Below are 13,078 nucleotides of genomic sequence, written 5' to 3' on the forward strand. Positions count from 1 at the left end.
ACCCTAAACGGTGCCGCCAAGGCTGCCTTCGAGCACCGCAAGCTCTTGCCCGCCGGCCATCATGTCCTGCAGCTCTTCGGCGGTGATCTCACCCTTCTTAGCGGTCCCCAGCGTGGTGCCCCGGTTCAACACCGTGAACCGGTCGCCCACAGCCAGCGCGTGACGCACGTTGTGGGTGATGAAGACCACAGCCACCCCCTCTTTGCGCACCTTGTCGATGGTGGCGAGGACGTTGGACGTCTGCCGCACCCCCAGCGCGCTTGTCGGCTCGTCAAGGATCAGCACTTTCGCTCCGAAATGCACCGCGCGCGAGATGGCCACCGTCTGCCGTTCACCCCCCGAAAGCGTGCCAACCGCCTGATCGGGGCCGCGCAGGTTGATGCCCATTTTCTTCATCGCTTCCATCGTGACCGTGTTGGCGTGCTCGTGATCGAACAGCCGGATCGGGCCGATTTTGCGGATGGGTTCATTGCCCATGAAGAAATTGCGGCTCACGCTCATCAACGGGATCATCGCAAGATGCTGGTGCACCGTGGCAATCCCCGCCGCCATGGCATTGCGCGGGCGGGCGAAGTTCATCGGTTTGCCGTCAAAGACAATCTCGCCCTTGGTGGGCTTGTGAACCCCCGACATGGTCTTGATAAAGGTGGATTTTCCGGCGCCGTTGTCGCCCAGAAGGCAGTGGCATTCACCGGGGAAGATGTCGACCGAGACTCCGGCCAGCGCGATGACGCTGCCGAAATGCTTCTCGATGTTCTTCATCTGGATGATCGGTTCGGACATATCAACGCTCCCCTGTGATGATGCGGCGGATGTAGGTGTTGAGGATCACCGCCGCGAGGAGGATCACGCCCAGGAAAACACGGAACAGAGAGCTTTCGACCCCGGCAAAGAACAGCCCCTGTTGCACGACGCCGAAAATCAGCGCCCCAAGAGCCGCGCCGATGACCGACCCGTAGCCCCCCGTTAGCAAGGCCCCGCCAATCACCACGGCGATGATCGCCTCGAACTCTTTGAGCAAACCACGGTCCGCCCCGGCCGAGCCGAACTCCATCACTTGACAGACGGCGAAGACGGTGGCGCAGAAGGCGGTGAACATGAACATCTTGATTTTAACGGCGGTGACCGGAACACCGGAATTGCGCGCCGCATCGGCATCGCCGCCGGAGGCAAAGATCCAGTTGCCAAAGCGCGTGCGGGTCAACAGCCAGTGCCCGAAGATCACCAGCCCAAGCGCCCAGATGATCAGCATCGGAATGCCGTCAACCACAGGCTCTCCGATCCGGCTGCCCCGCTCGAACGTTGAGATCACACCGGCGTCGCCGAGCCATTGGAAAATCGGCTTGCCGATCTTCGCCCCGAACACCGCCGCCAGCCAGTCGCCCTCGGCCGCCTCGCGGATGCCGCCGATGATGGTTTTGCGCTCAAGCGTCTGGGGAATGAAAATCGTGAAGCCGCGCAGGATGAACAGGGTCGCCAATGTGACGATGAAACTGGGCAGGCCCGTCTTGACCACGATGTAGCCGTTCAAAGCGCCGAACGCGATGCAGATGGCAAAGGTGATCAGGATGGCGATCCACATCGGCAGCTCGTAGGTCACGCCGAAGATGGCGATCATCATGCCGGCAAACCCGATCATCGACCCCACCGAGAGGTCGAACTCACCGGCGATCATAAGCAGGCAGGCGCCCACGGCGATAATCATGAACTGCGCCGAGACGACGGACCAGTTCATCACGCCTTGCGCGTTGAACATGCCGCTGTCGTGGGCGAACAGGAAGAAAAATACGAAAACTGCGACGGTGCCAACGATCCCGCCCAACTCGGGCCGGATCAGGGCTTGCCGCAGTCTTGACGTTTGCTTGATTCGTTCGTCTGTATGCGAGACGTCAGCCATGGGCTATCCCCTTGTTCAGGCTTATAGATTTGGGAAAAAAGGGGCAGCCGTGGTCGAAGCCTCGGCTGCCCTTCGGGTCTGGTCGCTTAGCGATATTCGCCCGCGAACTTCTCGACCATCTCGAGCCCGTCGGCGGTCACGAAGCCGGGGCCCGAGTTGATGTTGTTGCCGGGCAGAACGCCGTAGCGGTCGTAGTTGGCCAGCACGACGACGGGCAGATAGGCCTGCAGGAACGGCTGCTGGTCGATGCCCCATTGGATCGTGCCATCCTTGATGCCGGCGACGATGTTGTCGCCCAGATCGAAAGTGCCGAAGTAGATGTCACCAGCGATGCCCATTTCTTCCACGGCAAGGATCGTCGGGTCGGCTGAGACGGGGCCGAGCGTCAGGATCGCGTCAGTCTCCGGATTGGCATTGAGATAGGCGGTGACGCGGTTCTTGATCTCCGAGGGGTCTTGTCCGGCGTCGATCATCGATTCGCCCAGATCGATGCCCAGTCCGTCTGCAAAGCCACGGCAGCGTTCCGCCACCACCGCGTTGGAGATCACGTGGTTGACGCAGACGAAGCTTTCCACACCATCATCCTTGGCCCGCTGACCGGCGGCAAGGCCTGCGTCATATTCCGGCTGGCCCACGAACATCAGCGCCCCGACTTCGCGGGTCTGCTCGGGCGTGCCCGAGTTCATGATGATCACATCAATGCCCTGATCGACCGCCTCGCGGATGGGGCCGGACAGCACGTCGAAGTCGGCCAGCGTGGTGATGATCCCGTCCGGCTGAGAGGCCGCGGCCTGTTCGATGATCCGCGCCATGTCGGCCAGATCGCCGGTGGGCGGGTTGCGGTATTCGACGGTCACATCAAGCTGCTCTCCGGCCAGCGCGATGCCGTTCTTGACCGTGTTCCACCAGCTGTCGGAATCCGGCGCGTGGCTGACAAGGATGTAGGTCAGGTCGTCGCCGTGCCCGTCCGCCACGGCGGTGGTCGCAAGAAACGGTGCGGCCACCAGCGCTGCAGAGGCAAGTAATTTGCTCATCTTGGATGTCATGATTTCCTCCCTAGGAATAAATGTGTGACGGCTGATTGGCAGGCAGCTCCCCAGCGTCGCCCCGAATGAAAGCATGAGTCGTTTTATTTTGCAACCGGTTGCAAAAATTACTTCGACCGGGCTAGTTTTATTCCATATAAACAGTCGCATTCTCGACCTGTTACCGATTGCACAAAGGAACGCCATGTCATGCCTGTGACCCTCAGGGATGTTGCGGCCCGCGCCGGGGTCTCTGCCTCGGCCGTGTCGCGAACCTTTACCGATGGCGCTTCGGTGTCGGAGAAAATGCGCCGCAAGGTCGAGAAGGCCGCGCTTGAGCTGGGCTATTCGCCCAATGCGCTGGCGTCCTCTCTCACCACCGGGCGTACGAAACTGATCGGGCTGGTGTCGAACAACTTTCACAACCCGATCTTTCTTGAGGTTTTCGACCTGTTCACCCGGCTGTTGCAGGACAAGGGCCTGCGTCCGCTGCTTTTGAACCTGAGCGGGGCGCATGACGCGGTGACGTCGGTGCGGCTGTTGCAGCAATATTCGGTCGACGGTGTCGTCGTCGCCTCGTCCACCTTGCCGCCTGAATTTTCCCGCGCCTTCCGCGATGCGGGCGTGCCCGTGGTGAACAGTTTCGGGCGATTCTCCACCGCGCCCGAGGTGCATGTGGTGGGGGTCGACAACTCTGAATGCGGACGCATGGCCGCCCGCGCGCTGGTCGAACGGGGCTACCGGTCGGTCGCTTTGATGGGCGGACCCGAAACGGCCACCTCGACCCAGGACCGGTTTCGCGGCTTCAGTCAGGAGCTCGCCAAACATCCCCATGTCGCGCACAGCCATTCCTTCGCCGAGGATTATTCCTTCGACGCGGGCCGGGCGGAGATGCAGCGGCTCTTGTCCGAAGGCCCCCCCGCCGAAGCCTATTTCTGCGGGGATGACGTCTTGTCCATCGGCGCGCTGTCAGCGTTGACCGATGCCGGGCTGAAGGTGCCCGAGGATGTCGGCATCATCGGCTTCAACGACATGGAAATGGCCCGTTGGGAGAACATCAATCTGACCACCATCGGGCAGCCGATCTCGCAGATTATCCATTCCTCGGTCGAGCTCATCGTCGACATGGTGGATGAGCCGGACCGCATGCCCGAGGTCCGGCTGTTTCCCTGTAAGCTGGTGGAGCGGGGCACGCTGCGCCCGCTCCCTGCCGATTAACCTTTTGTTAAATAAGCATAACCTTATCCGCGGATAAGGTCTAGCGGAACATCGGCGGGCGCGCATCGACCCAGACGCCGCTCTCCCGCGCAGAGGCGACCGCCTGATGCACCGCCGCCATCGACCGCACGCCATCCTCGGCAGTGGGCAATCCATCTCGGGCCTCGCCGCGAATGCTGGCCGCAAGGTCGACGTAGATATTGGCCACCGCAAGGGGGAACCCCTCGGGATGGGCAATCGGGACGCGGCTCAAACGTTGCGCCTCATCCGACAATCCGCCCTCGCCTTTCTCGATGATCTGGGTGCGGCCGCCGACGGGGGTGAAATAGACCTGATTGGGCTGCTCCGACGCCCACCGCATCCCGCCGGTCTCGCCGAACACCTGAATGTCGAACCCATGCTGTCGCCCGATGGCCACGGACGAGGTCCAGAGCCGCCCGACGGTGCCGCCTTCCATGCGGAAGTTCACCATCGCGTCGTCTTCCAGCGTGCGGCTGGCAATGGTCGAGGCGAAATCGGCACTCAGCGCGCGCACGGTGTCATCGGCAATGAAACTCGCCATATGCAAGGCGTGGATGCCGCAGTCGGCAAACTGCCCCGACACGCCGGCCATCGCCTGATCATACCGCCAGCGCACCCGCGGGTTGTCGGCGTCCGTGGCGTCTCCGTGGTGACCGTGGGCGAAATTGGTCACGATCAGGCGCACCTTGCCGATCGCGCCGGAGCGGACGATCTCGCGCATCTCGCGCACCATCGGGTAAGCCGAATAGCAGTAGTTCACCGCGCAAATCTTGCCCGAGGCGCGGGCGATCTTGACGATCTCTTCCCCCTCCTCGACGGTCATCGTCATCGGCTTTTCGCACAGGACGTTGAAGCCCGCTTCCAGAAAAGCCTTGGTGATCTCGAAGTGGGTGGCGTTCGGCGTGGCGACCGTGACCAGATCCACCTTGTCGTGGCGCCCTGTCTCACCGGCGAGCATTTCGCGCCAGTCGCCATAGGCCCGGTCGGGCGCCACGCCAAGGGTCTGCGCATAGGCGCGGCCCTTGGCTGCATCATGGTCCAGCGCGCCTGCGGCCAGAACGAAATTACCGTCGGCCTGCGCGCCCAGCCGGTGTGCCGGTCCGATCTGGCTGCCTTCGCCGCCGCCGATCATGCCCCAATTCAATCGTGTCATAGTCTCTCCTGTCGGGCGCGCGGCCCTTACTGTGTCCGGGGAAGGGGCCCCGTGGGGCGCTGTCTAGAATCCGATGCTTTGCAGATATTCACGGTTGGCTTTCGCGTCTTCCATCGGGGTGCCGGGCATCGAGGGGTCGCAATCCTGCTCGACCGTGCACCACCCCTCGTATCCGTGATCCAGCAAGACCTGCCGCACGGCGGGGAAATCCACGTCGCCCTGACCCAGATTGCAGAAGATGCCCTGACCACAGGCGTCGTAAAAGCCTGTGCGCTTGTCGATCACATCGGTCTTCACCGCCGGGTTGATGTCCTTGAAATGCATGTAGCTGATGCGGTCCATATGGCGCTTCATAAAGGCCACGGGATCATAGCCGGCATAGGAATGGTGGCCGGTGTCGAAGCAGATTTTCAGGATATCTTCGTCCACCTCGTCAAGCAGGCGCTCAAGCTCAGGCTCGAAATCCAGAAAGCCCGCCGCATGGGCGTGGATGCCCACGGTCAGCCCGTGATCCACGCCGATCTTGGCGCTTTCCTTGATCCGGTCGCGGTAGGCGGTCCATTCGGCCTTGTCCATCTGCTCGGCCTCGGTGGCGCGGCCAGCGGTGGGGGCGCGACGGGGCGAGATGCTGTCGATCAACACCAGATGTTTGGCGCCATGCGCTTGCAGCGCCTTGCAGGTGCGCAGCGTGCCGTCGAGCACGTCATCCCAGGCGTCAGGATCGTGATAGGGGCGGAACACCACGCCGCCGATCAGCTCCAGATCGAATTCGGACAGGGCCTCCCCCAGCACAGCAGGGTCTTCGGGCATGTAGCCGACGGGGCCAAGTTCGATCCCCTTATAGCCCGCCTCCGCACATTGGCGCAGCACCTCTCGCCACGCAGGGTAGTTGGGGTCAGAGGCGAATTCGATGCCCCAGGAGCAGGGGGCGTTGCCGATGCGGATGGTCATATGGGTTAGCCTTTCGGAATGGTCTGCCAACTGCGGCTTTGCGCCGAGGTCAAGGCGGTGTCGATAACGCGGGCCACGTCGAGCCCGTCACGGAAGGTGGGCCAGACAGGCTGGCCGGTGTGGATGGCCTGCAGGAAATCCCGGGCCTCGATGATGATCTGGTCCTGATAGCCCGTGCCGTGGCCGGGGCCTTGGCAAAAGGGTTCATAATCGGGGTGGGCCGGTCCGGTGAGGATCTTGCGGAAGCCGCGCTCAGCCTCGGGGCCTTCGGATTTGTAAAGCCAGATCGCGTTCTGGTCTTCCTGATCGAAACGGATCGCGCCCTTGGTGCCCGTCACCTCATACGCGTAGCCCATCTTGCGGCCCGTGGCGATGCGGCTGAAGAACATATGCCCCATGGTGCCATTGGCAAAACGACACATGATCTGGCCGTGATCGTCGTTGGTGACAGTGCCGCCCGGGCGGGTGTGGTGGACGGTTTCCAACTCGGCCACAAGGCTGTCGAGTGGCCCGATGAGCGCCAGCGCCGCGTTGATCATATGCGGGGCAAGATCGCCCATGGTGCCATTGGCCATGCCTTCGGTGCGCCAGTTTGCGGGCGCGTCGGGGTTGGCGAGGAAGTCTTCGGTGTGCTCCCCCCGGAACCACGTGATCTCACCAATGGCGCCCTCGGCGATCAAGGCCCGCGCGTATTGCGAGGCCGGCGTGCGGATGTAGTTGTAGGCGACCATGTTGGCCACGCCCGCGGCTTCGGCCGCTTCGGTCATGGCCGCCGCGTCGGTCAGGTCCGCGCCCATGGGCTTTTCGCACAGCACCGGCTTTCCCAAGGCGAAGGCCACTTCGGCGATGGCGCGGTGGGTGGATTGCGGCGTGGCGATGACGATGGCGTCGACCTTGGGATCATTGACCAGTTCCCGCCAGTCATCCGTTGCGCGGGCAAAGCCATAGGCGGCGCGGTAGCGCTCGGCGCTTTCGGGCGTCGAGGCGCAGATCATCTCGAGCCGGGGGCGCAGCGCGGTGTTGAACACGGCCCCCACGGCGGCCATCGCGACGGAATGGGCCTTGCCCATGTAGCCGCCGCCCAGAATGCCAATGCCGATGTCAGCCATCTCGTGCCCCTTCCTAAAACCCGTTTGCAACCGGTTGCAAAATGGTTATCGTGAGATTCGCAGACACGCAAGACGCAATCGTTTTGCCGGGCTTAAATCGGAGAGCTATCACCATGACCGACGCGACGATCCGCCTGACCACGGCGCAGGCCATCATCCGCTATCTTGAGAACCAGTTCATCGAAATTGACGGGGATGAGCTGCGGATCTGCGGCGGGGGTTTCGGCATTTTCGGGCACGGCAACGTCACCTGTCTGGGCGAGGCGCTGTATAACGTGCAGGACACGCTGCCACTGTATCGCGGCCAGAACGAGACCGGCATGGGCTTCGCGGCGGCGGGCTATGCCAAGGCGTGGCTGCGCCAGCGTTTCATGTTTTGCACCGCCTCGGCCGGGCCGGGCACGACGAACCTTTTGACGGCGGCCGGGCTGGCCCATGCCAACCGGTTGCCGGTGCTGCTTTTGTGTGGCGATACCTTTCAGACGCGGCTGCCCGATCCGGTCTTGCAGCAGATGGAGCACTTCGGCGATCCGACGTTCGGCGTGAACGATGCCTTCAAAGCCGTCAGCCGCTACTGGGACCGCATCACCCATCCGGCGCAGATCATCCAGTCGTTGCCCAATGCGCTGGCGACGATGCTGGACCCGGCCGATTGCGGCCCGGCGTTCCTTGGCCTGCCGCAGGATGTGCAGGGCTGGGCCTATGACTATCCCGAAGGCTTCTTTGCCAAACGGGTGCACAAGATCCGCCGCCAGCGCCCCGACCGGGACGAAGTTGCCGCCGCCGCCGCCGCGATCAAGGGCGCGCAACGGCCCGTGATCATCGCCGGGGGCGGGGTGCAATACTCCGGCGCGGTGGCCGAGTTGACGGCACTGGCCGAGGCTCTCAACGCGCCGGTGATCGAGACCATCGCAGGCCGCGCCAACCTGCTGGCGACCCATCCTTTGAACATCGGACCGGTAGGTGTCACCGGATCGGACAGCGCCAACACCGTCGCCGCTAAGGCCGATGTGGTCGTGGCCGTGGGCACGCGGTTGCAGGATTTCACCACCGGGTCATGGACGGCCTTTGCCAAGGACGCACAATTCATCGGCGTCAACGCAGGGCGCCACGACGCGATGAAACACATGTCCCTGCCGGTGGTGGGCGACGCCAAGATGACACTGGCCGAGTTGCAAGAGGCGCTCGACGGGGTTCGCGCGCCCGACGACTGGACCGCCTTCGCCAAAGAGCAACGCGCGGCGTGGGACGACTACGTGGCGGAGAATGTGAAACCGGGCAATCGCCCCAACTCCTATGCGCAGGCCATTGGCGTCGTGAACGATCTGTGCGACCCGCGCGACCGGATTGTTGCGGCCGCCGGTGGGCTGCCCGCCGAGGTGACGGCGAATTGGCGCACGCTGGCGGTCGGCACCGTGGATGTGGAATTCGGCTTCTCCTGCATGGGCTACGAGATCGCGGGCGCATGGGGCGCGCGGATCGCCCAAAGCCAGCGCGAACCCGAGCGGGACACGATCACCTTCTGCGGGGACGGCTCTTACCTGATGCTGAACTCAGACATCTATTCCTCGGTGCTCACGGACAAGAAGATGATCGTGCTGCTGCTCGACAATGGCGGGTTCGCGGTGATCAACAAATTGCAGAACAACACTGGCAACGAGAGTTTCAACAACCTCATTGAGGACACGCCAACGGCGACGCGGCAATTCACCGTAGATTTCGAAGCCCACGCCGCCGCGATGGGGGCCAACGCCGAAACCGTCGCCAATCCGGCCGAACTGGCCGAGGCGTTCAAACGCGCCAAGGCGGCCGACAAGACCAGCGTCATCGTGATGCAGGTCGACGCCTATGAGGGCTGGACCACCGAAGGCCACGCTTGGTGGGAGGTGGGCACGCCCGAAGTCTCTGACAGCGCCCGCGTCCGTGCCGGCCATGAAGAGACCGAGGCCGGTCGCGCCGATCAGCGCAGGGGCGTGTGATGCGCGCGATAGAAGGGATCAAGGGCGGCAAGTTCGTCGTTATCGGCCGCGTGGGGATGGACCTGTCGCCGCTGGACCGCAGCCAGACGGAACGGGCGAGCGAAATGTTCGTCGCCATGGGCGGAAGCTCGGCCAATACCGCCGCGGGCTTGGTCAAACTGGGTCTCGCCGCCGATCTGGTCACCTGTGTGTCCGATGATGCGGTGGGGCGCTATTGCCTCAACCAGCTGGACCATTACGGCGTCGGGCGCAGCCATGTGCGCACCATTCAGGGGGAAGAGCGCACGTCGCTTGCGATCTATGAAACCCGTGTCGAAGATCATCAGTCAGTGATCTACCGCAACAACGCGGCGGATTTCCGGATGGACTTTCCCGACGTCGAAGGGGTGGATTACAGCCGGTTCACCGCGCTGATCACCGCCGGGACGGTGTTCGCCGCCGAGCCGTCGCGCAGCGCCGCCTTCCGCGCTTTCGAGCTGGCCAAAGCAGCGGGGCTGCCGATCATCTTCGACATCGATTATCGACCCTATTCCTGGCCTTCGCCGCAGGTCGCCGCCGAGGTGCTGTCGCGCGCGGGCGATCTGGCCGATGTGGTTGTCGGCAACGATGAAGAGTTCGGCTTCATGGCGGGCGACATCGACAAGGGCCGCGCCAAGGCGCGGGACCTCGCCCGCAGCAGCGCCGAAATCGTGGTCTATAAAATGGGCCAGCACGGCGCGATCACCTACGTGGGTGACGAGGAAATCCCCACCGGGATCTTCCCCGCCGAAGCCGTCAAACCCACCGGTGCGGGCGACAGTTTCATGGCCGGGTTCATGTCCGGTCTGGCCCGGGGGCAAGATATGAAAACGGCGATCCTGCGCGGCTCGGCCTGCGCGTCGATCGTCGTGTCCCGCCCGGGGTGCGCCCCCGCGATGCCCGATCACGACCAGCTTGAGGCGTTTTTGAAAGATCATCCCGGCCCCACGGCTGGCCCCACGAGATAAGGATATTTCCATGCATATTGCCCCCCACGACAATCACAACAAACCCATCGTCGGCGCAGATGATCCAACGGTGCCGCTGAACTATTTCAACATTGTCAAACTCAAATCCGGCGAGGCGTTCGAGTATCAGGTGCCCGGCTACGAGACCTGCATCGTGCCCGCCACCGGCACCGTCACGGTCGAGGTTGAGGGGCTGACCTACACCGCGCTTGGCGGGCGCGGCACGGATGTCTGGGACGGCGAGCCACAAGGCGTCTATATCCCCTCGGGCGCCAAGGCGCGGATCATTTGCGAAAGCGCGCAGACCGAGACCTTCATCGCGGGCGCGAAATACGACAAGGTGCTTGAGCCCTTCGACGTGCGCGAACATGACTACGTGCAATACGGGTCCGACGACACCAAGACCCATCGGTGCATCAAGCACATTCTGGGCCAGAAACAGCACGACAAGGTCGGGCGCCTGCTGGTGTCGGAGCTCTTCACTGTGGGGCAAGGCGGCTGGTCGGGCTTTCCGGCGCACAAGCACGACACGGACCGCAAGGACGACGCGGGCAACATCATCGAGACGCGCCACGACGAGACCTACAATTTCCGCTTCCGCCCCAACCACGGAGCGGGCGTGCAGATCATCCAGCATGAAGAGGGCAAGCCGGGCGATGCCTATCAACTGATGGACGGCTCCACGATCCTGCTGGGCTCGGGCTATCATCCTTGCGTCGTGATGCCGGGGTACGAGATGTATTACTTCACCATCCTCGGCGGCTTGTCCCAGCGCAGTCTGGTGCAGTTCTTCCAACCGACCCATGCCTATCAGGTGGAAACGATCCCCGGGATCAAGGACATGGTCGCCAAGTTCAAATAACGCGCTTGGCCCCAAGCAATGCCCCCCGGGGGCCGCAACAGACTGGAAACTGCCGATGCCTTTGGTCACCCTTGCCGATGTCCTGCAACCTGCCCTGCGCGATGGCTATGCCGTGGCGGGCCTTGTCACTCTGGGGTGGGAGGATATGCGCGCCTATGTCGCCGCCGCCGAGGCCGAGGGCTGCCCGGTGATCCTGCAGGCGGGGCCCGGCTGTCGCGCCCACACGCCCCTGCCGGTGCTGGGCAAGATGTTCCGGCATCTGGCCGAAGGCGCCAGCGTGCCGGTCGTGGCGCACCTCGACCACGGTTACACCTTCGACGAGTGCCGCGAAGCGCTGGACTCCGGCTTCACCTCGCTGATGTTCGACGGGTCGCGCAAGCCCCTGACCCAGAACATCGACGAGACCGCGCAGATCGCCGAGATGGCCCATGCCGCAGGGATTTCCTGTGAGGGCGAGATCGGGTTTGTCGGCTATTCGGGGGGCGAATCCTCGGCCGGGACCGACCCCGAAGAGGCCGCCCGTTTCGCGGCCGAAACCGGGGTGGATGCCATGGCGATCTCGGTGGGCAACGTGCATTTGCAGACCGACAAGGAGGGGGGGCTGGATGAGCCAAGGATCCGCGCCATCGAAGCGCTGACCGACGTGCCGCTGGTGATCCACGGCGGCTCTGGCGTGCCGGTGGCGCAGCGCAGCGCCTTGGCGCGCACCTCTCAGGTGTGCAAGTTCAACATCGGCACCGAGTTGCGCATGGCCTTCGGCGCCGCCTTGCGGCACGCCGTCAACAGCGATCCTGGGCGGTTCGACCGCAACCAGATCCTTGCAGACACCCACGACCCGCTTGTGACCGCGACGCGCGGCGTTTTGCGGGCTTTCATGAAGGACGCATAGAATGATCCGTGTCGGTATTTTGGGCTGCGGCCGTATTGGACAAGTCCACGCCCGCACCTTGCGCGCGATGGATGGGGCGACGGTCGTTGCCGTGTCCGACCATTTCCCCGAGGCAGCCGAAGCGCTGGCGAAGACCTGCAGTGCCGAGGTGCGCAGCACCGATGAGATCATCGCCAGCGACGATGTGGACGCGGTGATCGTCGGCACCCCGACGGACACGCATTTCGCCATCATCGAAGCAGCAGCCAAGGCCGGCAAGGCGATCTTCTGCGAAAAGCCGGTGGACATGTCCGCCGAAAACATCCGGACCTTGATCTCGATCGTCGAGGACGCGGGCGTGGCGTTTTTCACCGCGTTCAACCGGCGGTTCGACCCGAATTTTGCCAACGTGCAGCAGCGCATCACGGCGGGCGAGATCGGCGACGTCGAGATTGTCACGATCCTGTCGCGCGATCCGACACCGCCCCCGGTGAGCTATATCGAAAGCTCGGGCGGGTTGTTCCGGGACATGATGATCCACGATTTCGACATGGCGCGGTTCCTGCTGGGCGAGGATCCGGTGTCGGTCTATGCGGTGGGCTCCGCGCTGGTGGACCCCGAGATCGGCAAGGCGGGCGATGTGGACACGGCGGCGGTAACGTTGACCACCGCCTCGGGCAAGATCTGCCAGATCAGCAATTCACGCCGCGCGACCTATGGCTATGACCAGCGGATCGAGGTGCATGGCTCGGGCGGGATGCTGCGGGCGGCGAATGTGTTGGAGAATACGGTCGACGTGGCCACGGCGGAGGGGTTCCGCGCGGCGCCGACGCTCAATTTCTTTCTGGAACGCTATGAGGCGGCCTATGCCAACGAGATGAAGGCCTTCATCGCGCACCTTTCGGATGCATCCGTGCCGGTGCCGGGGATCAAGGACGGGTTGCAGGCGCAGGTGCTGGCCGATGCGGCACAGCAATCGCTTGAGACCGGACAGCCGGTCGCGGTCTGA

Annotated in this window: 12 protein-coding genes; 6 read left to right on the forward strand and 6 right to left on the reverse strand. The window is 63.4% G+C overall.

Features of this window, described 5'->3' with window-relative positions; genetic code table 11:
* Positions 1-3: 3 nt before the first annotated feature.
* From DC363_RS14945 to DC363_RS14955, 3 genes are all read right to left on the reverse strand, one after another.
* Positions 4-783 carry an ATP-binding cassette domain-containing protein gene (locus tag DC363_RS14945; protein WP_108641958.1) on the reverse strand — a complete coding sequence of 260 codons (780 nt, stop codon included), beginning with the start codon at positions 781-783 and terminating at the stop codon, positions 4-6.
* A 1-nt stretch (position 784) separates the two neighbouring features.
* Positions 785-1,897, reverse strand: coding sequence for an ABC transporter permease (locus DC363_RS14950; protein ID WP_108641959.1), 1,113 nt, complete (start codon positions 1,895-1,897; stop codon positions 785-787).
* Between the two features lie 86 nt (positions 1,898-1,983).
* Complete coding sequence (locus DC363_RS14955; protein ID WP_108641960.1) at positions 1,984-2,943, reverse strand: sugar ABC transporter substrate-binding protein; 960 nt, start codon at positions 2,941-2,943, stop codon at positions 1,984-1,986.
* A 189-nt stretch (positions 2,944-3,132) separates the two neighbouring features.
* Between DC363_RS14955 and DC363_RS14960 the strand changes: the two genes are divergently transcribed.
* On the forward strand, positions 3,133-4,140 hold the full coding sequence (locus DC363_RS14960; protein ID WP_108641961.1) for a LacI family DNA-binding transcriptional regulator: 1,008 nt from the start codon (positions 3,133-3,135) through the stop codon (positions 4,138-4,140).
* Positions 4,141-4,180: 40 nt separating this feature from the next.
* Here DC363_RS14960 and DC363_RS14965 read toward each other — a convergent pair whose 3' ends face one another.
* From DC363_RS14965 to DC363_RS14975, 3 genes are all read right to left on the reverse strand, one after another.
* On the reverse strand, positions 4,181-5,314 hold the full coding sequence (locus DC363_RS14965) for a Gfo/Idh/MocA family protein (protein ID WP_108641962.1): 1,134 nt from the start codon (positions 5,312-5,314) through the stop codon (positions 4,181-4,183).
* 63 nt (positions 5,315-5,377) lie between these two features.
* Positions 5,378-6,265, reverse strand: coding sequence for a TIM barrel protein (locus DC363_RS14970; protein ID WP_108641963.1), 888 nt, complete (start codon positions 6,263-6,265; stop codon positions 5,378-5,380).
* 5 nt (positions 6,266-6,270) lie between these two features.
* On the reverse strand, positions 6,271-7,374 hold the full coding sequence (locus tag DC363_RS14975; RefSeq protein WP_108641964.1) for a Gfo/Idh/MocA family protein: 1,104 nt from the start codon (positions 7,372-7,374) through the stop codon (positions 6,271-6,273).
* Between the two features lie 113 nt (positions 7,375-7,487).
* Between DC363_RS14975 and iolD the strand changes: the two genes are divergently transcribed.
* Genes iolD through iolG form a run of 5 tightly spaced genes read left to right on the forward strand, consistent with a single transcriptional unit; the run spans position 7,488 to position 13,078 of the window.
* Positions 7,488-9,353 carry a 3D-(3,5/4)-trihydroxycyclohexane-1,2-dione acylhydrolase (decyclizing) gene (iolD, locus tag DC363_RS14980; RefSeq protein ID WP_108641965.1) on the forward strand — a complete coding sequence of 622 codons (1,866 nt, stop codon included), beginning with the start codon at positions 7,488-7,490 and terminating at the stop codon, positions 9,351-9,353.
* The gene (iolC, locus tag DC363_RS14985; protein WP_108641966.1) at positions 9,353-10,339 is read left to right on the forward strand and encodes a 5-dehydro-2-deoxygluconokinase; all 987 of its coding nucleotides are present in this window, start codon (positions 9,353-9,355) and stop codon (positions 10,337-10,339) included. The genes iolD and iolC overlap by 1 nt, the downstream gene beginning before the upstream one ends.
* A gap of 10 nt (positions 10,340-10,349) precedes the next feature.
* Positions 10,350-11,201 carry a 5-deoxy-glucuronate isomerase gene (locus DC363_RS14990; protein WP_108641967.1) on the forward strand — a complete coding sequence of 284 codons (852 nt, stop codon included), beginning with the start codon at positions 10,350-10,352 and terminating at the stop codon, positions 11,199-11,201.
* A 55-nt stretch (positions 11,202-11,256) separates the two neighbouring features.
* Positions 11,257-12,090 carry a class II fructose-bisphosphate aldolase gene (locus DC363_RS14995; RefSeq protein ID WP_108641968.1) on the forward strand — a complete coding sequence of 278 codons (834 nt, stop codon included), beginning with the start codon at positions 11,257-11,259 and terminating at the stop codon, positions 12,088-12,090.
* Position 12,091: 1 nt separating this feature from the next.
* The gene (iolG, locus tag DC363_RS15000; protein ID WP_108641969.1) at positions 12,092-13,078 is read left to right on the forward strand and encodes an inositol 2-dehydrogenase; all 987 of its coding nucleotides are present in this window, start codon (positions 12,092-12,094) and stop codon (positions 13,076-13,078) included.

Origin of the sequence: Thalassorhabdomicrobium marinisediminis, from assembly GCF_003072065.1 — a bacterium.
Classification (GTDB): Bacteria; Pseudomonadota; Alphaproteobacteria; order Rhodobacterales; family Rhodobacteraceae; genus Octadecabacter; species Octadecabacter marinisediminis.